The sequence below is a fragment of the Paraburkholderia sp. SIMBA_030 genome (assembly GCF_046535245.1).
GTDB lineage: Bacteria > Pseudomonadota > Gammaproteobacteria > Burkholderiales > Burkholderiaceae > Paraburkholderia.
Map to the genome: position 1 here is coordinate 97,337 of NZ_JAWRXB010000025.1, position 17,624 is coordinate 114,960.

18 protein-coding genes and 4 pseudogenes are annotated in these 17,624 nt (G+C 61.1%); 7 read left to right on the forward strand and 15 right to left on the reverse strand.

The features are described from left to right. Positions 1–580: 580 nt before the first annotated feature. Positions 581–1,404: pseudogene (locus SB772_RS33490) on the reverse strand (diguanylate cyclase); the annotation flags it as partial. Between the two features lie 162 nt (positions 1,405–1,566). Between SB772_RS33490 and SB772_RS33495 the strand changes: the two are divergent. Continuing rightward, entirely contained in the window at positions 1,567–2,259 is a 693-nt protein-coding gene (locus SB772_RS33495) for a diguanylate cyclase (protein WP_410837421.1), read from the forward strand. Positions 2,260–2,395: 136 nt separating this feature from the next. Here the strand turns inward: SB772_RS33495 and SB772_RS33500 are convergent, their stop codons facing one another. Together SB772_RS33500 and SB772_RS33505 are read right to left on the reverse strand one after the other, a co-directional pair. Continuing rightward, positions 2,396–2,815, reverse strand: coding sequence for a helix-turn-helix domain-containing protein (locus SB772_RS33500; RefSeq protein WP_410837455.1), 420 nt, complete (start codon positions 2,813–2,815; stop codon positions 2,396–2,398). A 9-nt stretch (positions 2,816–2,824) separates the two neighbouring features. Further along, a pseudogene (locus SB772_RS33505) lies at positions 2,825–3,281 on the reverse strand (AraC family transcriptional regulator); the annotation flags it as partial. Between the two features lie 163 nt (positions 3,282–3,444). Here SB772_RS33505 and SB772_RS33510 point away from each other — a divergent pair. Then, on the forward strand, positions 3,445–4,530 hold the full coding sequence (locus SB772_RS33510; RefSeq protein ID WP_410837422.1) for an aldo/keto reductase: 1,086 nt from the start codon (positions 3,445–3,447) through the stop codon (positions 4,528–4,530). A 189-nt stretch (positions 4,531–4,719) separates the two neighbouring features. Here SB772_RS33510 and SB772_RS33515 read toward each other — a convergent pair whose 3' ends face one another. From SB772_RS33515 to SB772_RS33560, 10 genes are all read right to left on the reverse strand, one after another. Then, positions 4,720–5,424, reverse strand: coding sequence for a hypothetical protein (locus SB772_RS33515; protein ID WP_410837423.1), 705 nt, complete (start codon positions 5,422–5,424; stop codon positions 4,720–4,722). Between the two features lie 271 nt (positions 5,425–5,695). Continuing rightward, positions 5,696–6,406, reverse strand: a complete 711-nt coding sequence (locus SB772_RS33520) for an ABC transporter ATP-binding protein (protein WP_410837424.1) — start codon at positions 6,404–6,406, stop codon at positions 5,696–5,698. Further along, positions 6,403–7,152 carry an ABC transporter ATP-binding protein gene (locus SB772_RS33525; protein ID WP_410837425.1) on the reverse strand — a complete coding sequence of 250 codons (750 nt, stop codon included), beginning with the start codon at positions 7,150–7,152 and terminating at the stop codon, positions 6,403–6,405. The genes SB772_RS33520 and SB772_RS33525 overlap by 4 nt, the downstream gene beginning before the upstream one ends. Beyond that, positions 7,149–8,108 (reverse strand): branched-chain amino acid ABC transporter permease, encoded by a 960-nt coding sequence (locus SB772_RS33530; RefSeq protein WP_410837426.1) that lies wholly within the window; start codon positions 8,106–8,108, stop codon positions 7,149–7,151. The genes SB772_RS33525 and SB772_RS33530 overlap by 4 nt, the downstream gene beginning before the upstream one ends. Then, the gene (locus tag SB772_RS33535) at positions 8,105–8,974 is read right to left on the reverse strand and encodes a branched-chain amino acid ABC transporter permease (RefSeq protein WP_410837427.1); all 870 of its coding nucleotides are present in this window, start codon (positions 8,972–8,974) and stop codon (positions 8,105–8,107) included. Before SB772_RS33535 ends, SB772_RS33530 begins: the two co-directional genes overlap by 4 nt. 131 nt (positions 8,975–9,105) lie before the next feature. Continuing rightward, positions 9,106–10,368: an ABC transporter substrate-binding protein gene (locus SB772_RS33540; RefSeq protein ID WP_410837428.1), complete on the reverse strand. Its 1,263-nt coding sequence runs from the start codon at positions 10,366–10,368 to the stop codon at positions 9,106–9,108. A 214-nt stretch (positions 10,369–10,582) separates the two neighbouring features. Next, positions 10,583–11,923 (reverse strand): TAXI family TRAP transporter solute-binding subunit, encoded by a 1,341-nt coding sequence (locus SB772_RS33545; RefSeq protein ID WP_410837429.1) that lies wholly within the window; start codon positions 11,921–11,923, stop codon positions 10,583–10,585. Positions 11,924–11,969: 46 nt separating this feature from the next. Continuing rightward, a complete protein-coding gene (locus tag SB772_RS33550) occupies positions 11,970–12,218 on the reverse strand; it encodes a hypothetical protein (protein WP_410837430.1) in 249 nt (82 codons plus the stop codon). Positions 12,219–12,630: 412 nt separating this feature from the next. Beyond that, on the reverse strand, positions 12,631–13,035 hold the full coding sequence (locus SB772_RS33555) for a hypothetical protein (RefSeq protein WP_410837431.1): 405 nt from the start codon (positions 13,033–13,035) through the stop codon (positions 12,631–12,633). Positions 13,036–13,205: 170 nt separating this feature from the next. Continuing rightward, positions 13,206–13,589, reverse strand: a complete 384-nt coding sequence (locus SB772_RS33560; protein WP_410837432.1) for a hypothetical protein — start codon at positions 13,587–13,589, stop codon at positions 13,206–13,208. A gap of 152 nt (positions 13,590–13,741) precedes the next feature. Between SB772_RS33560 and SB772_RS33565 the strand changes: the two genes are divergently transcribed. Next, a complete protein-coding gene (locus tag SB772_RS33565; RefSeq protein WP_410837433.1) occupies positions 13,742–14,041 on the forward strand; it encodes a hypothetical protein in 300 nt (99 codons plus the stop codon). A 68-nt stretch (positions 14,042–14,109) separates the two neighbouring features. On the opposite strand, the pseudogene SB772_RS33570 reads toward SB772_RS33565, so the two are convergent. Beyond that, positions 14,110–14,241 (reverse strand): annotated as a pseudogene (locus SB772_RS33570) (oxidoreductase); the annotation flags it as partial. An 8-nt stretch (positions 14,242–14,249) separates the two neighbouring features. Between SB772_RS33570 and SB772_RS33575 the strand changes: the two are divergent. Further along, positions 14,250–14,456 (forward strand): annotated as a pseudogene (locus tag SB772_RS33575) (LysR substrate-binding domain-containing protein); the annotation flags it as partial. Positions 14,457–14,459: 3 nt separating this feature from the next. Here the strand turns inward: SB772_RS33575 and SB772_RS33580 are convergent. Beyond that, entirely contained in the window at positions 14,460–15,380 is a 921-nt protein-coding gene (locus tag SB772_RS33580) for a LysR family transcriptional regulator (protein WP_410837434.1), read from the reverse strand. 130 nt (positions 15,381–15,510) lie between these two features. Between SB772_RS33580 and SB772_RS33585 the strand changes: the two genes are divergently transcribed. The 3 genes from SB772_RS33585 to SB772_RS33595 all read left to right on the forward strand — a co-directional run bounded on the left by SB772_RS33585 (position 15,511) and on the right by SB772_RS33595 (position 17,565). Further along, entirely contained in the window at positions 15,511–16,260 is a 750-nt protein-coding gene (locus SB772_RS33585; RefSeq protein ID WP_410837435.1) for an SDR family NAD(P)-dependent oxidoreductase, read from the forward strand. 54 nt (positions 16,261–16,314) lie between these two features. After that, a complete protein-coding gene (locus tag SB772_RS33590; RefSeq protein ID WP_410837436.1) occupies positions 16,315–16,854 on the forward strand; it encodes a carboxymuconolactone decarboxylase family protein in 540 nt (179 codons plus the stop codon). Between the two features lie 174 nt (positions 16,855–17,028). Then, positions 17,029–17,565 (forward strand): carboxymuconolactone decarboxylase family protein, encoded by a 537-nt coding sequence (locus SB772_RS33595; protein WP_410837437.1) that lies wholly within the window; start codon positions 17,029–17,031, stop codon positions 17,563–17,565. The last annotated feature ends 59 nt before the right edge of the window (positions 17,566–17,624 follow it).

A 17,624-nucleotide genomic window follows, 5' to 3' on the forward strand; every position in this document is an offset into this window, starting at 1 on the left:
TGAATCTTGCATCGCGGCCAAAGTAGGAAACTGGTGAATGCACTGTACGGCGGATTGAGTGCAACACCATTGGTCATAATGCCGTAGGTATTGTCTCCGCTATCGATCACGTAATACATCACCGACTGAATGTTGTGTGTTTTCCGCGCCTGCCTATATGCACCCGGCTGGTCTAGTGCGGATGCGCGCAGTGTCCTCTATTAAGGATGTCGTAATTACCGAAAATCAAATCCGCGTTAGATGCTGGAAATCTAGCTTCATTGAGAATATTTTTTCGGATTCGACCCTGGAGGTGCTGCAGAAAATACGGGACGGCACAGACAGTGCCTCTCCGACTTCTTGATTTAGAATCTTTCGAAATGCGGCATTGCAGAAGAATGGTTCCGCGAGCCGGACGTCAATGATTACGCTCGCTCAGAGCGGGCGCAGACGCCGCAAATTCATTGCCAATATCGTTGCGCCGCATTCAACCGTTCGGCGTCGCCACCTCGGATCGTTTGGTCGACGGCCGCACCGACGACGTCTGGACGAAGCGCCCGGAAGGGCCAGCATGAACACATTGAGGCAAGGAAGAACTGTGCACCTTGTTTCGGCCGTTGGCCTTGGCGCGGTACAGCGCCTCATCGGCAGCCTCGATCACCGTGCCGACATCGCCGTCTTGCTCCGGTGACCAACTGGCCGTGCCGATGCTCGCCGTGACGCATCCGTATTCTCTGCCCTCGTGTTCGATCGCCAGCTCGCTGATCGCGATGCGGATTTTCTCGGCGATCAGCACCGCGCCCGCAGGCGGCGTATTGGTAGCACGACGACAAACTCCTCCCCGCCGTACCTTGCCGCACTGTCCGCGGGCCGGTTGAGGTTTTCTCCGATGCACCGTGCCACGGCAGCCAGCGCGGCATCACCCGCCTGGTGACCATAGGTGTCGTTGTAAGCCTTGAACCGGTCGATATCGACGAAGAGCAGCGAAAACACGCTGCTTGTACGGTTGGCGCGGCGCCACTCCTGATCAAGTGTCTCGCCAAGCGTGCGGCGGTTATTCAGGCCAGTCAGGCCGTCCGTCCGGGCGAGCAGTTTCAGTTCTGCTTCCGCGCGCATCCGGCCTCGCAGCTGGCTGCCGAGCAGGAACGACAGTGCGACGAAGCCCAGGCCGAATGTGACCGTCAGCGAGCCGATCGTTAGCGCGCGCTTGCGCCAGGCACTATAGATATCCTGCTCCGCCTCGGCCACCATGATGATCAGCGGCAGATTCGGGAAATTCCTGAAGATGTAGAGTCGGCGCACCCCATCGATCGATGCCGTGTCCGGGACGCTGCCTTCCTGCGCCGAGCTGAAATGCCGGAACGTGCTGGCCTTGCTGATGTCGCGTCCAATGGTGTGCACGTCGTATGGCTGACGCATGACCATCGTTTCGTGAGACGTCCGAGGGCTTGATCCAGCGCATCAGCGTTGCTGCGAGGACGTCACGGCGCACGGGTTTGGCGACGTAATCGTCCATGCCGGCCTCAAGGCAGCGCTCCTTGTCGCCACTCACGGCGTTTGCTCTCATTGCAATGATGAGTTCGCTACATGCATATTGATTCAACTGCGCACGTGCGCCTGAACGAACTGGCGCTCGAGGGCCTGGCCTGTGGTGTCTTTGCCGTCGATCGAGACTACAGGGTTGTGTTGTGGAACCGCTTCATGGCGGACCGCAGCGGCATTTCCGCTGCAGAGGCTCTCGGCAGATCGCTCTTTGAACTGTTCCCGGAACTTCCCGTCGCGTGGCTGAAGAAGAAGTTCGAAACGGTCTTCGTTCTGAAAATAAGTGCGTTCACGGAAGAGTTCGCTCGTTGGCTTCGGTCCGGCCGCGCCCTCAGCGTGCTTATCCTGGACCTCGATCACTTTAAGCACATCAACGATACGTATGGTCACCCGGCGGGCGATGCGGTTCTCAAATCCGTCGCGGCGCGAGTGCTGGCGTGCTTGCGCGAGGTGGACGTCCTTGCGCGTTACGGCGGCGAAGAGTTTATTGTGCGGCTGCCGGCAACAACGCTCGCGGAAGCCGCAACGGTGGGCGAGCGGATTCGCAGCGCGATCGCGTCCGAGAAGGTTTCGTACGCCGGTCAGCTGATTGCCGTGACTGCGAGTATCGGTGCAGCGCAGGTGCGCGTCGGCGCGACGAATCACGAGGCGCTGGTGCACGAGGCCGACGAAGCGCTGTATGACGCGAAATCCAACGGGAGAAACCGGCTGATAGTCGGCGCTTGCGCGCCGACGTGACGCGCAAGCCTATCTACCGATCTGCGAGTGGCTCGCCAGTTGCGTTCAGTGCGTCACGTTACACTCGTGAGCACTTCTGCGGAGCTTGCCACGGAAGTCTTGAAGCTGAAGTGGCTCACGATCGCTCAGTACCGCTTCATTCCTGCATGGCCGATGACCGCAGCCTCTGCGCGTCCCGCCCCGGCGGTCTTCCGAATAGCCGGCTGTACTCACGACTGAATTGCGAAGCACTGTCATAGCCCACGCTAAGCCCCACGCTGGCGACGTCCTTCGACGTGGTCAGCAGTTGTGAGCGGGCTTCCTGAAGCCTGATCTGCTTCTGATACTGCAGCGGGCTCATGGCGGTGACGGCGCGAAAGTGTCGATGAAACGAGGACACGCTCATCGCAGCCAGTTCCGCGAGCTCTTCGGTGCGCAGCATCTCCGCATAATGCATGCGGATCCAGCGAATCGCGCGTCCGACATGCGACAGACGGCTGTCGGCAAGACCGATCTGCCGCAGTAGCGCGCCCTGGCTTCCCGTGAGTATTCGCCACAAGATTTCGCGCTCGATCATCGGCGCGAGGACGGGTACGTCGTCCGGGCGCTCCAGCAGTCGCAGCAGCCGCGCAAACGCGTCGAGCAATTCGGGCGTCGCATCGCTGACAGCCGCGCCGAACGGGTTCGCCATGGCGGGTGCCTCGGAAGCGGTGTCCAGCAGCAATGAAGCGATTGCTGCGGGTTTCAACGTCAGGCCCACCCAGAAATGGCTTTTTCGCGCTGGCCTCGATCACGTGTCCGCGCATCGGGAGGTCGACGGTGACGACCAGACATTGTCCCGCGTGATATTCGAGCAGCCTGTCGCCGAGGGTCGCGCGCTTTGCTCCCTGGGCGACCAGCGCAAATACCGGTTCGTAGACGCGATGAGTCGACTGCGTTTGCATGTCCGACACCGACAGGAGGACTCCGGGCAGGCCCGTTGCCGTCAGATCGTCGACGGCATGGCGGCCGATCAGGGTGCGGAGTTCAGCGAGCGTATCCATGACTCAAACGTAGCCTGGCCGACCATGAAAACGCAAGCTGGTGTGCTCGAACCCGCCTGATCTGGCAGGATTGTGCAAGAGCTTGCGCGTTTTGGTCTACCGCGCCGCACTCGCGCGATGGTTTCATTGGAGCTAGCCAATCGGCTCAATTTCCAGGAGAAACATGATGTCGCTCGATTCATACGTCACACTCGGATCCTCCGGTCTGCGCGTCAGTCCCTTCTGTCTCGGGACGATGACCTTCGGCGAAGACTGGGGGTGGGGTGCGAGCCCCGCCGACTCCAAGGCCATGCTGTCGGAGTACCTGGAGCGCGGCGGAAATTTCATTGATACGGCCAACGTCTATACGCTGGGGCATTCGGAAAAAATCATCGGAGACTTCTTTGCTGCGCACAAGGACCGCCGCCATCGCAGCGTCATTGCGACGAAGTTCGCCGGCAACCTGCACGTTGGCGATCCGAATGGCGGAGGCGCCGGGCGCAAGGCGATGATCGAACAATGCGAAGCATCGCTACGCCGCCTGCAGACCGATTACATCGACCTTTACTGGATTCACAACTGGGATAGGAACACGCCGATCGACGAGACGATGCGCGCGCTGGACGATCTGGTCGCCGCCGGCAAGATCCGCTACATCGGGATCTCCGACACCCCGGCGTGGAAGGTCGCGCAAGCGCAGACCATGGCGCAGTTTCGCGGCTGGAACCGGATCATTGCGATGCAGGTCGAGTATTCGCTGCTGGAGCGAACCGTCGAAGGCGAACTGATACCGATGGCCGAAGAATTCGGCATCGGTGTCATGCCGTGGAGTCCGTTGAAGAACGGCTGGTTGTCGGGAAAATACACGCGGGAAAACGCGCAAGCTGTGAAGTCGGACCGTGCGGCGCTTGTCGGCATGCCGGGCGAAAAGGAGTTTCCGGTGATCGACGTGCTTGGCGAGGTCGCAGCCGAACTTCAGGCGAGTCCCGCCGCGGTCGCGCTCGCATGGGTTCACAACCGGCGCGGCGTGGCCTCGACGATCGTCGGCGCACGGCGTATCGATCAACTGCGGACCAACTTGAGTGCGCTGGACCTCGAACTCTCCGCCGCGCAGATCGCGGCGCTTGACGAGGTGTCGAAGCCCACGCTCAACTTTCCCGCGGACATCAATACTCTTCTTTCGCCGAGTTTTATCTCCGCCGGTGCCACGGTCAACGGACAGGCGACGCAAGCGTTGCCTCTGGTCACCGCGAGCAGCGTTCGGTATTGACGCAAAGCGGCCGCTCCCCGGGCCGTCGAAGTTTCGGCAACACCCGGGGCGAGTGGGAGCGTCATGCCGTTTTTGACGGCGTTTTTCACCGCGACCACGGCAGAATTGCTTTCATCACAATGCGCCTATCGTGCTGAACAAGAGCCTGTTCACCCCGTCAGGGGCAACACCTCGGTGTGACCCTGACGATCAGTCAACCCGGCACCAACGACCGGAGGCGGGGCAAACAACGGCCTGTTCGCCGTTCAGCCTGACTTGCTCTTCATTCGGTTGCAACGAGGTAGAAGGGGCGACGTCGAAGGCAACCTTAAGCGCATGCCCGACATGGGCATCTTCGATGGGAAGCTCCCAGGTCAGGAATATCTGGATGTAGTTTTGGTCCGGCGCGAATTCGGCCGCATCAAAACCGCTGCTGCTGCGCTGAATGACGCCATGAGGCTGGCCGGTATCGAATATCACGGCCGTCCCCCGGGTTAGTGGAATGCGATGGCCCAACGAGGGGAAATGCAAGTCCAGACCCCTGTCCTCGCTCAGGAAGAGATTGCAGAAGGCCGCTCCGCCATATTGCGCGCCGTCATGGTGATACCTCGCGCCGCGGCAGGCCATGAGCGCGACATCACTGGAGGCAAGCACCGCGGGCAGGCCAAGCGCGCACGTCCAATCGGACATGGCCTGCACGCAGCGCGTGTAGTCCGGCCAGCGCGCCCGCGCTCGCGCCAACGGCATGACTTCGACGTCCCCGGGCTCCAGGACCAGGCGCGACGATGTCTCCCTTTCCCAATCTGCGAGCAGACGTGCAGGAGGCACAGGCACATCGACCGTGCCTGATAGCACGATGTTGCTTACGCGCCGACTGCGGATGGCGTCGCCGCTCCAGAAATAGGAGGTCAGCATGTCTCGCACTCGATGCGGTTGAGGAGGGGATTCATCCGGGGCATTGTAACGATTCCGGGTGGGGTCAGGATGCCTCGGTCGACTCCACGGCGTCAGCGCCAGCCGGAATGCGAGCGGGCACGATCGGTCGTTCACCGCACGCCACACCGCTTCTGCCACGTCCAGCGGCCGGGTGATCGCGGACCCTGCGCCATTGCGGCGAATACACTCTGCGCGAACCCAGCGTACGCCAGCGGTGCTGGCGGGAAGGGTCAGCCGGCTATGAAGAAATTCACTGCTCCGCACTGGCGCCGGTTAGGGCTCGTACCCGGCTTTCATCGGCGGCGAGCGCGGGCGCATTTCCCGAATAGACGATGCCGCCATCGTCCAGCACGTAAGCGTAGTCGGCGATCTCGAGACTCATGCGCGCGTTCTGCTCCACCAGCAGTACCGAAATCCCCTCATCGCGCATCTGCGACACCACTCGAAACACCTCCCGAACGATCAGCGGGGCCAAGCCTTGCGATGGCTCATCGAGAATGAGCAGCCGGGGATTGAGCAGGAGTGCGCGGGCAATCGATAGCATCTCCTGCTCGCCGCCGGAGAGCAGGCGCCCGCGGCTGAACTTGCGCTCGGCGAGGCGCGGAAACAGCGCGTAGATCCGCGCGATTGTCCACGGTCCGCCGCGCTCCAGCGGGACCTTCAGATTTTCCTCGACACTGAGATTAGCGAAGATTCTTCGCCCCTCGGGCACGTAGCCGACGCCGCTCGCGGCGATCTGGAAGGTCGGCCAGCGCGTCGTGTCTGCCCCGAAGATCGTCACGCGCCCTTGGCGCGCGGGCGTCAAACCTACGAGAGTACGCAAGGTCGTGGTCTTGCCGGCGCCATTGCGGCCAAGCAATGCCGTGATCCGGCCCTCCGCAACCTCCAGGCTCACGCCATGCAGGATATGGCTTTTGCCGTAGTAGGTATGCAGCCCTTCGGCGGTGAGTGCGGCGCTCATGCTGCGCTACCCAGATAGGCGGCCTGCACGGCCTCGTTGGAGGCAATCTCCTCTGGCGAGCCTTCGGCGAGGAGACGGCCCTGGTCGAGCACCGTGATTCGATCGGCCAGATGGAAGACCACGCGCATGTCGTGCTCGATCAGCACGATGGTGAAACTGCCTGCGCTATGCAGGTGGCGCACGAGCTGCGTGATCTCGTGAGTCTCCTGATCGCCCATGCCGGCGGTGGGCTCGTCGAGCAGCAGCAGGCGCGGCCTCAGCGCCAGCGCCATCGCGATCTCGGCAACCCGCTGGTCGCCATGCGGCAGCTCGCCGACCAGCCGGTGCGATTTACCGGCAAGACCCGTGAGCTCGAGCGTCTCCTCGACGTGACGACGAATCCGCGTGCGCTCGCTGCTGCTGATCCATGGGCGCAGGCGAAAACCCGCCGTCGCCTCCGCACTGATGCGCACGTTCTCGAATACCGTCAGTTCGGGAAAAATCTCGGTGATCTGGAACGTGCGGGCGATGCCGGCCGCGACGCGGCGATACGCGGGAAGCGCCGTGATGTCGACGCCGTCGAACACGATCGTTCCCAGGCTCGGCGGGAAAAAGCCGCTGATGAGATTGAAGAAGGTGGTTTTGCCTGCGCCGTTTGGCCCGATGACCGCGCGCAGCTCGCCCTGTTCGACGGTGAGCGATACGTCGCGCACCGCGGCCAGGCTGCCGAAGCGTTTGCTCACGCGCCTGACTTCGAGCACGCTCACGAGTCGCTCCTGTGCTGAATGAAGCCGAGCAGCCCGCGCGGAAAAAACAGCACGATCGCGACGAACAGCATGCCGACGAACGACATCCAGTTGACCGTGATGCTCGACAGATAATCCTGTAGCACGACGAATACCGCGGCGCCGAGCAGCGGCCCCCACAAGCTGCGCATGCCACCCATGACCGCCATCATCACGAAATCGCCGGACTGGCTGTAGTGCAGCCCGCGCGGATCGGCGAAGTTGTTCAGCAGAGCATAGAGTGCACCAGCGAACCCCATGAAGAAGCAGGACAGCGTGAAGGCGATCCAGATATGCCGGTCGACGGGAATGCCGAGAAAGCGCGCACGCTGCTCGTTTTCGCGGATCGCGATCATGGTGCGCCCGAACGGGGAGCGCAGGATGAAGCCCATCAAGCCGATCGCCAGCGCAAGGCAAAACAGCACAAAGTAGTAGAACGCGCTGGCGTTCGACAGGATGTCGATCCGGGCGACGCCGAGATCGAGCGGCTGGCGCGAAAAGCCGCGCAGCCCGTCATCGCCGCCGGTGACAGAACTCCATTGGAAGGCGATGTAGTAGAAGACTTGCCCGAAGGCGATGGTGACCATCGCGAAGTAGACGCCGCGTCGCCGCGCGATGAGCGCGCCCAGCAGTGTGCCGGCAATGCCGCCGAGCAGCGTGCCGCACAGCAGCGCGAGCGGCGTGCTCGGCGCGAGAAACTTCAACGCGAAGCCGGCGCCATAGGCGCCGAGCCCGAAATAGGCCGCGTGCCCGAAGGACAGCACACCAGTGAAGCCGAGCAGGAAGTTCACCGACATGGCCGCCAGTCCGAGCACGAGCACGCGCGTGCCCAGCGCGGTGTAGCCGCCGAGCAGCGGCATCCAGTAGGGCGCCAGCAGGAGCACGGCCCAGAGTGCTGCGATGACGGCCAGCCGGGGAGGGTGGAGGTAGTCGCTCATGTCATCATGCCTTCTTCGCCGAGCAGGCCGCGCGGCCGGATCAGCAAAACCACGGCCATCAGCACGTACATGATGGCCTCGCTCGCCGCGGGGAGGAATACCGCGGTGATGCCCGAGGCGACGCCGATCAGCAAGCCGCCGAGCAGCGTACCGGTGAGGCTGCCAACCCCGCCGACGATGATGGCGATGAAGCTCGGCATCAGCAGGCCGGTTCCCATCGTCGGCTCCAGCCCGAGCTGGCCCGCGGCGAGCACGCCGCTCAGGCCGGCGAGAAAGATGCCGACGGCGAAATTGAGCGCGCGCAACCTGCCCACGTTGATGCCGAGCGCCGCGACGGTCTCGAGGTCGAGCGTGCCGGCCCGGATGCGGATGCCAAGCCGGCTGTAGCGCAACAGCATGAAGAGCAGTGCAACCGCGATGGTTACAGTGCAGACCATGAACAGGCGGTAGCCGGTGATAAAGAAGAGTTCGTTGCTCAAGGACTGAGCCAGCGCCGGCGGAATGGTCACGGGCTTGCCCTGTGCACCCCAAATGAAGCGGGTGCCGTCCTCGATCATGAAGGCGAGGCCGAACGTCAGCAGCAGGCTGTAGAGCGGATCGCGCCCGTAGACCCGGCGGATCAGCACCCGCTCGACGGCGAGACCGATGGCGGCCGTGCATATCGGCGCAATCAGCAATGCACCCCAGAACCCGACATACGGCGTGATCGTATAGGCGATGTATCCGCCGATCACGAGAAAGCCGCCATGGGCGAAGTTGATCACGTTGCTCAAGTTGAGAATGAGCGACAGGCCAAGCGCCATCAGCACGTAAAACGCACCGATGATCAGCCCGTTGGTGACGTTGAAAAGGAGTAGTTGGGTCATCGGCTGCTCATATCCGGATGCAACCCGTGCACGAGCCGCGTCGGGTAGCCTGGGCCGCTGTGTCGCCGCGCATGCGTGTCAGGGTCATGGCAACGGCTGCCGTTACTATCGCGCGGACATCGCCTTCGGGATCAGGCCGGCCACTGCAGCTTGCAGCCGGTCGCGGCCTCGGGCGGCGCAGTCTTGTCGCCGGCGACCACGCGTTCGACACGGAACAGATCCTCCGGGTCGCCCGCCGGCTGGGACAGCGCCTCGCCGACGAACGACGAGGTCATCAGCTGGTGGTCTCCCTTGCGGTAATAGCACTTGTTGGGCTGCAGCTTGACGTCGTCCGCGAGTTCGAACCCGCCGAGCGCCTCGGCGAGCTTTTTCGCATCGAGGCTCTTTTCCTTGTTGGCGACCGAAGCGAGCGTATGAACCGACGTGTAGCCGAACCAGTGGCGTGCAGTGGGGACTTTACCGCCGTTCATCTTGCGGATGTCGGCGACGAACTTCTCGACGCCCGCGACACCTGGCTGCTTCCAGTACCACTCGAACATCCAGATGCCGACACGCGCCTCCGGCGGCATTGCCTCGAGCGATTCGAGCTCCTGCTGAAGCCCGGCAACGTGGATCTGCTTTCCGATACCGAACTGCGCGACCTGCTTCAGGCAGTTGACCATGTCGGAGCCTTGCGGCAGCACCAGCAGAACATCGGGGTTGGCCGCGCGCGCCTTGATCAGGTATGCGGAGAAATCGGTCGTGCCGAGCGGCGTGAGTTCGTTGCCGGTCATCGTGCCGCCGAGCTTTTGCAAATCCGCAAGCGCGGCCTTCTGCAGCGTATGGCCGAAGGCGTAGTCCGGCGTAATGAAATGCCACTTCTTGCCGTACTTGGTGAAGAGGAGGTCGGCGACCGCGTTGGCCTCCATGCTGGTCGTATTGCACACGCGAAATACGTTCCACTTGCAATCGCTGCCCGTGATCGTGTCGGTGTGGCCGCCCGAGACGATGTGCAACACCTTCTTTTCGTTGGTGACCTGGGCGATTGCCTGAGCGACGCCGGAATTCACATCCCCAATCAGAAACGTGACCTGATCTCGATCGATCAGCTTGCGTGCCTTCTGTACGCCGGTGCCGACGTCGTTCGCCGAGTCCTCTACCAGCAGCTCGATGGGACGTCCGAGAATGCCACTATTGGCATTGACCTGCTGAACGGCAAGCCTGGCGCCCATCACTTCATTCTGTGCAACTGCAGCATAAGCGCCGGTCAGCGGATCGACCATGCCGATGCGCAGCGGCGTCTCGCCGCGTGCCTTGATGATGAAAGGTGAGGCGAGTTGCAACGCTGCGGCAGCAGCGGCCCCCTTGAGCACCGTGCGACGACTGACGGCGCGGACATGACCCGGAGCTTTCATAGGGGTTCTCCCTGATTTTTCTCGCCGAACCGGTCAAACACCTGAATCAAGAACCGAAGCGTGAGAATCCCCGGTCGTCACAATCTTGATCTTGTTAGATGGGATCTACAAGATATCGTTTTACCTCCCTCCCGCTAACGGGCATCCGCTTTCGCGAGGCGCCAACGGGTTTGGGGTGAGCGAGCGCCGGACATTTTCATCGCCGCGGCAGCTATTACTTCACTTTCCCAGCCGCTTGAAGAATCCGCTCCCGTACGACGCTAATCGCCTGTTTAAGGGCGTAAACATCTTGAAGATAACGTTGAGGAATCCGTATCTGACTCGCATGCGCATCAATGTTCTCGATTTCATCGCGCCACTGTGCAATCTGGTCCGGGGTGGGTTGCCTGTTTTTCCATATTTCATCTTCCAGCGACTTGAGTTCGCGATACCAGATCACGAGCCGGCTTTTTATCCGCGCCTCCGCCATGCGCGGCAATGCCTGTAGCACACCTAGCAATAGGGCCATGAAGGGCAGCAGGATCAGCAGGCGTCTTTCGATAAAGCTGGCCAGCCAGAACGGCAGGTAGCGCTGCAGGAAGGGACGGCCGGATTTGAAGTAACGCGTGCTTTCGTCGGAGAGGGGAAATTCCTCGGTGTTCAGGTTCGGAAACGTGCCGAGCGGCGTGAAGTAATCTTCGCCGCCATGGACGGTTTTGGCCGCGTCTAGCAGCAGGTAGACCAGCGCGGGGTGCATGGTGTCTTTGGCCACGAGCAGAGCCGTGGCGGCCAGCAGGGTGACATCGGCCTGCGGAAGATCGTTGACGATGCTGGTCGAGGCGCGCGGAAAAACGATCTTGGAGAGAGAAGGGAATTTTTGCACCAGGGCATCGGCCTGGGCAAAGCTCATCAGCTTCAGATCGCTGTTCAGCAGTGTTGTCTGCATCGCGGCATCGGGTCTGCCGATAAAGAAAGCCGCGTCCAGTTGGCCGTTTTCGAGGCGCTGGTAGGCCTTGACGGCATCCATCTGCAGCAGCGTGGTGTTGTCGCTGGTGACGCCGCTATAGTCGAGCAACACCTGGGCGACGTTAAGCAGGCCGCTGCCGGGAACGCCTATCGCAATCCTCTTGCCGCGCAGTTGTGCCAACCGGGTGACGGTCGCGTCGCCGCGATAAAACACCCAGATCGGTTCATATGAAACGGCAGCGATGGTTTGCAGGTGGTCAGTTTCTTTTGGACTGGTAGTGCCCGACTGGATAAAGCCCACTTCGTATTCGCTGTCCGGATTTGCCAGCCGCTGATAATTTTCGATCGAACCGGACGAACTGCGGATATCAAGTGTGATGCCGTCGCGCTTGAGGATGGGGGCGTAGCGATCGGCAAAGCCGCGATAGATGCCCTTGTCCGCGCCGGTCGTGATGACGATCGTATGCTGGATGGCGGGCTTGAGCACGGTCGCCGTCGCCCAGCCTATTGCTGCCAGCAGCACTATCGCGCCAATGATGAGCAGCCGCCGGCGCCGCGATGTCATGGGGGCTTTCTGGCTACGCCGAAGCGCAGGATTGTGCTTGGGCATCGTGCTGGTCGATCTCCGCACTTCTTCATTCAGATCATCAGACCCGTTAGCCCGTGCTGACTGCCGCCCGGGGGGCGATACTATCCGAGACTCGGGCTTCGAGTTCATCCAGTTGCCGCAGCAGGCTGTCCAGAGAGCGCAATTGCGCATTGGTCAGGTGCTTTGCATCGAGCAGCTGATGAAGCCGCCCGCGCCAGTAGGCGCCCGGCAGAATCGGTCCCGCGAGGTCCCCGATCATCGATGCGCCCATCACCCGCGCAAGATGTGCGATTTCGAGGTCGAATAACGTGGGCATGGCTTGCCTCGCAATGTTCGTTCTTGTTGTGTAACGAAGAGCTACCACAACCCTATTCCAAATGCCGCGGATAAACAATCGGGTCGGTTATCAGTCGCCTTGCTAAAGCCGGAAATCCTTCAACCCGGAAATTCACACTGCATCACATGCAAACTGGCGGCCGGGGCTTCTCCCCGCGTGACAGAAAATGTTAAATATTCCGGTTACTGGTCGTTGCACTTTATTCGATTTACTTATAGGGCGTTTCGTATCCTTCGATCGTGCTGCCGTCATCCGTCATGCACGTCGCAAGCGAGGCAGTTCTGCCGGTCAGCGCAACGGCTTCTGTACGTCGGGACAGGCAAAGAAGCGAAAGTGCTGACGGGAGAAGGATGAAACACAGAAGGCGCCTACGGGCGCTCTCCGTGTTTCATCAAGTCGAATGGCTGATTGCGATGTGCTGGCTATGGTGAAGCTTCGCGCTCACCCGCGCATGCGAGTGTGAACGCGCATGGTCTGTGTGAGCCGCGTGAAGACTCCGACGGCTCGTTTGCGCGTCAGCGCGGTCCGCCTGCGTGTCCGATCGATCCGCCGCGCGGGCAAGGCCAGCATCGCGGTCGGCCGAACTAAAGCCGTTGGTATTGCTGACTCCCTTGCTGCTCATGTGGCCGGCGGACATGCCGCCCGCGTTGCCGCCCAGACCCGCATGTCCGGTCCCTCCACTGCTTCCCGCTCCGCCGCTTCCACCGTTTCCGCCTCCATTGCCTCCCGCTGCCGCAACGGCGGATACGGACGCAAGTGCCACCAGGCTGGCGGCAATCCATTGCACTGTTTTCATTTTCGCGCTCCCAAAGTCCAATACCTCGATTGTACGAACGGCGCGCGCTGGTAACCTCGAACACTTGTAATCAACTGTAAGCGGCGTGGTCTCGTGGCCACGGATCAGGCTTGTCATGCCCACTGCCGGCTTCAATAGTCGATCGGCGAGTGGAGATGTGCCTGCCGGTGCTAGAAAGGATCCAACTTTGTCTTACGTCTTTGATTGCGCGGCTTGGGCTCGACACCCACGCGCCAGTCGCGCGCGAGGACGAGCTTCGTCATTTTTTCGGCGATGGATTCAAACGCCGGATCGTCTTGCGGTACATAAAGCCATTTGCCCAACACGGGATGCGGCTGCAAAGCGGGTATTTCATCTATGAGCGCAGCGTGGCGTTCTTGCGACGTGCACACGAGCAAGCCATTCCACGGCTCGTCGCGATCGGCGACAACCAGACACAGCAGGCCATCGATGTATGCGGCATCGCTGCCGAACATCCTCTTGCGCAGGTAGGTCGAATCGCGCTCGAATGCTTCGAAGATCCAGACGAGCGAGTTCCTGATGGAGGAGGGCATTGGCGTGAAATCGATGGTTACGGAAGCGAGGATGAGCTTACATAATATAGCGGTCAATCTTTCGGTTGTATTGTCGGCTAGAAGCTCGCCATTTTCGGCAGTTAGACATTGCGTGGTGGATCGTCGACACCCATTAGCGGGCCCGGTGTCAAGTGAGCGAACCAATCGCAACAGATGACGGGGCGAACATGGTTTTACGCAAGGTACTCCTGAAATGCATCGTCGCCGGTGTTGTCGGCGTCATTGGAGCCCTTTTCGTCCTGCATGAAGATAGTAGTGCCCATGCTGACATTTTTATCGATCGACCGCCTACCGATGTTTGGAAGGTTGTATTGAATAGCGCCGCGTATCTGGCCGGTCGATTGACGAAAGATGTTATCGAAAGTACGCGGCAGAATTTTGAGGCGATGAATACGGCATTGAGGATGCGTGTGGAACTGGCATCGCGTTAAGCACATAGTCTTGATGTCAATGGGGTGGCTCGGTACGGCAGTCGCGGGTTTTAACAACTTCGCAATACTTACCATTCCTGGCGCGTAGGCCGGAACAGGATTTCATTTACGTCTACTTCCGGCGGTTGACTGATCGCGAAGGCGACTGCGCGCGCGAACGATTTGGCAGGGATCGCGTACTGCTCATAGAACTTGTTGATGAAGCCAGGCGCTGTGCGGCATCGGCATCGCCTGGGCGCCGGATTATCACGTGACAGAACATCTGGCGTCGGGCAGACTGATCCACCTGCTTCCTGACTGGAGCCCTTCCTTATTGGGCCTGTGCCTTTACTATCCTGCTAACCGGCACCCGCCGACAGCGCTCAGATTGTTTTCGCAGGCTGTACGTGAATGGGCGAGTGCCGAATTGCGCTAGATTTCAGCTGCGGGCCATCTCCTCGCCGACGTGTTCGACGAAGGCCTTGACCTTGGCCGAATGCCGACGCTCACGAGGGCTCACCACCTGGATGGAGATGGCGGGCGGCGTCCAATCCGGCAAGAGCTGCTGCACCTCGCCGCTCGCGAGTTCCTGATCGAAAAGCCACATCGGTGAATAGCCGATACCCATTCCAGCGAGCACCGACGCTCTTATCACCTCGCTGCTGTTGGTTTGCAGATTACCTTCGACACGCACGACGCGCGTCGTTCCCGCGGCTTCAGACGCTCCCGAACCCGCCGTAAAACGCCAGTCATTGCGCATGGGCAGCTCCGTGTAGACGATGCAGTTGTGCTGCAACAGGTCTTCGGGAATGGCGGGCGCTTTTGTCCCTTTCGGCAGTGAACGCAGGTAACTGCGATGGGCCACGAGCATCCGGCAGGTCGTCCCCACGCGTCTCGCGATCAGGCTGCTATCCGGCAAGTCGCCAATCCGCACCGCCACGTCGATCCCCTGTTCCACCAGGTCGATGAAGCCGTCGTGAAGACGCAGGTCGATCTTCACGCCGCGATGCGCGGCCAGAAATGACTGAATCATCGGCATGAGCTTGAGGCGCCCGAAGCCCACCGACGCCGCGATCCGTAGCCACCCTGTCAATTGCTGCTCGCCACGCCGCAAGGCGCCCTCGGCCTCTGCAATTTCCGCCACGAGGCGCCGCACCTGGTCGAAATAACGCTCGCCTTCTTCCGTCAGCGCGAGCGAGCGCGTGGTGCGTGTCAGTAACTTCGCATCAAGCTCGCGCTCCAGCGCCGCGACCTGTTTGCTCACTGCGCTCTGCGTCGTGTCGGACTCGTGGGCCACCGCCGAAAAGCTTCCCGCCTCGACGACGCGCACGAAAGTCTTCATGGCCTGCAGCTTGTCCATTGGCGCTCCATATATTCCTGATAGGAATGAGTTATATGAGCATACACCATCTATATCAGGCATTTGGAATCAGTCAGAGTTCAGCCATCGCAAACGCGATTGAACGCAATCTCACCCAAGGAGCACTGACATGAACCAGCCCGTCGTCCTCATTACAGGTGCATTGACCGGAATCGGCCGTGCCACCGCTATCGCTTTCGCACGCGAAGGAAACCGCGTGGTTATCAGCGGCCGCCGCGAAGAGGCAGGCCAGACACTCGCCGCCGAACTGCGCGCCCTCGGTGCCGAAGCTGAATTCCTGCGCGCCGACGTGCGTTTCGAAGCCGAAGTCCGCAACGTCGTCGAGCAGACTGTCGAACGTTTCGGCCGCATCGACGTGGCGGTCAACAACGCCGGCACCGAAGGCCAACTGGCGCCCATCGTCGAGCAATCGGCGGCCAACTACGAAGACACGTTCGCGGTCAACGTGCTGGGCACGCTGCTATCCGTCAAGCACGAGATGCGCGCGATGCTGGCCCAGGGCTCGGGCTCGATCATCAACCTCTCGTCGATCGCGGGCCAGGTCGGTATTGCGGGCGCTTCGGTCTATGCGGCCAGCAAGCACGCGGTCGAAGGCATCACGAAGAGTGCGGCTCTCGAAGGCGCCACCACCGGCGTGCGCGTCAACGCTGTGGCTCCCGGCCCGGTGGCTACCGAAATGCTCGATCGCTTCGCCGGCGGCAGCGACGAGGGCAAGGCGAGCTTCCTCGCCACGATACCGGCGCGACGCGCCGCCACCCCGGACGAGATCGCCCAAACCATCGTGTTCCTCGCCAGCGACAAGGCGCGCTACCTCACCGGGCAGAGCATCGCAGTCGACGGCGCCTACACGGCGCAATGACGCGCCGGCTAACCCGCTTTATCACGTGATTTTTTTCAACCCAGGAGAACCAGCATGACCACCATTAACGTGCCTACTCGCGACGAAGTGTCCCCGGCCAACCAGGCCATTTTCGACAAGCTCAAGAGCAGCCTCGGCAGCGTGCCCAATCTGTACGCCGCACTCGCTCACTCTGAAAACGCGCTCGGCAACTACCTTGCCTTCCAGAACGCGAAGAGCAGCATCACCGGCAAGGCCCGCGAAGTCGTCAACCTCGCCGTGAGCCAGGTGAACGGCTGCGAATATTGCCTCGCTGCGCACACTGTCATCGGCAAGATGAGCGGTTTCACCGACGAGCAGATTCTCGAGATCCGCAGCGGCAAAGCGAGCTTCGACGTGAAGCTCGATGCACTGGCCCGGCTTGTGAGAAATATCGCGATCAACCGCGGACACGCCGATCAGACGTTGGTCGAGGCCTTCTTCGCCGCGGGCTGGACCAAGGCCAACCTGGTCGACGCGATCGTTGTCATCGGCGACAAGACGGTGACCAACTATCTGCACGCGACGACACGCGTGCCGGTCGACTTCCCGGCCGCGCCGCAGCTTTCTGCCTGATCGTTGCCACCGGGTGAGCCGTGGACGTCACGCGATAAGCGCGATGTCCGCCTCACTCGGCCCGCCGAAAGAAATGATACTAATGAGCATTTTATAGAGCATTTTAAGCCTTATAAGGATCATCTCTTCGGCTTAAAGTGAAGACTCCTACCCACCTGATGAAGGAGTAACACCATGAGTCGTATCACCGTACCTGCCGTTGAGTCCGCCACTGGCGCCACTGCCGAAGTCTATGCACAGGTCAAGAAGGCCGCAGGCAGCATCCCGAACCTGTTCGTTGCGCTAGGCGCGCTGTCGCCCGAACTGCTCAAGGCGGTGCTGAATGCCGAAGGCGTGCTGGCTTCCGGCACGCTGAGCAAGCAGGAAGTGGAAACGATCAAAGTGCTCGTCAGTGAGTTCACCGGATGCGACTACTGCTTGGCAGCACATACGATGCTGGGCAAGATGACGGGCCTATCGTCGGAGACGCTCAAGCTGATCCGTGCGGGTCAGCCTACCGGGGACGCGAGGCGCGACGCGCTGGTGCGCTTCGTGCGGAACCTGCAGCAAACCAGCGGCACGATCCGCGCAGACGAGTTCGCGGCGATCAAGGCGGCCGGCTTCACCGACACGCAGATTGCGGAGATCTCGTTGGGCATCGCACTGATCGTGTTCACGAACACCTTCAACCGCATTAACGACACCGATCTGGATTTCCCGCCGGTCAAGTAATGTGCAACGGGGCAGGCGTTTCTTTGCGGCGTCTGCTCTTTTGGCTGCAGGCATTCGGC

What these genes read in the sequence shown, in the direction of transcription:
- SB772_RS33580 (WP_410837434.1), bottom strand. Translation starts at nt 15,380, where the DNA reads ATGGACAAGCTGCAGGCCATGAAGACTTTCGTGCGCGTCGTCGAGGCG.
- SB772_RS33520 (WP_410837424.1), bottom strand. Translation starts at nt 6,406, where the DNA reads ATGAGCGCCGCACTCACCGCCGAAGGGCTGCATACCTACTACGGCAAA.
- SB772_RS33545 (WP_410837429.1), bottom strand. Translation starts at nt 11,923, where the DNA reads ATGCCCAAGCACAATCCTGCGCTTCGGCGTAGCCAGAAAGCCCCCATG.
- SB772_RS33510 (WP_410837422.1), top strand. Translation starts at nt 3,445, where the DNA reads ATGATGTCGCTCGATTCATACGTCACACTCGGATCCTCCGGTCTGCGC.
- SB772_RS33550 (WP_410837430.1), bottom strand. Translation starts at nt 12,218, where the DNA reads ATGCCCACGTTATTCGACCTCGAAATCGCACATCTTGCGCGGGTGATG.
- SB772_RS33535 (WP_410837427.1), bottom strand. Translation starts at nt 8,974, where the DNA reads ATGACCCAACTACTCCTTTTCAACGTCACCAACGGGCTGATCATCGGT.
- SB772_RS33585 (WP_410837435.1), top strand. Translation starts at nt 15,511, where the DNA reads ATGAACCAGCCCGTCGTCCTCATTACAGGTGCATTGACCGGAATCGGC.
- SB772_RS33540 (WP_410837428.1), bottom strand. Translation starts at nt 10,368, where the DNA reads ATGAAAGCTCCGGGTCATGTCCGCGCCGTCAGTCGTCGCACGGTGCTC.
- SB772_RS33495 (WP_410837421.1), top strand. Translation starts at nt 1,567, where the DNA reads ATGCATATTGATTCAACTGCGCACGTGCGCCTGAACGAACTGGCGCTC.
- SB772_RS33560 (WP_410837432.1), bottom strand. Translation starts at nt 13,589, where the DNA reads ATGCCCTCCTCCATCAGGAACTCGCTCGTCTGGATCTTCGAAGCATTC.
- SB772_RS33595 (WP_410837437.1), top strand. Translation starts at nt 17,029, where the DNA reads ATGAGTCGTATCACCGTACCTGCCGTTGAGTCCGCCACTGGCGCCACT.
- SB772_RS33515 (WP_410837423.1), bottom strand. Translation starts at nt 5,424, where the DNA reads ATGCTGACCTCCTATTTCTGGAGCGGCGACGCCATCCGCAGTCGGCGC.
- SB772_RS33555 (WP_410837431.1), bottom strand. Translation starts at nt 13,035, where the DNA reads ATGAAAACAGTGCAATGGATTGCCGCCAGCCTGGTGGCACTTGCGTCC.
- SB772_RS33590 (WP_410837436.1), top strand. Translation starts at nt 16,315, where the DNA reads ATGACCACCATTAACGTGCCTACTCGCGACGAAGTGTCCCCGGCCAAC.
- SB772_RS33500 (WP_410837455.1), bottom strand. Translation starts at nt 2,815, where the DNA reads ATGATCGAGCGCGAAATCTTGTGGCGAATACTCACGGGAAGCCAGGGC.
- SB772_RS33530 (WP_410837426.1), bottom strand. Translation starts at nt 8,108, where the DNA reads ATGAGCGACTACCTCCACCCTCCCCGGCTGGCCGTCATCGCAGCACTC.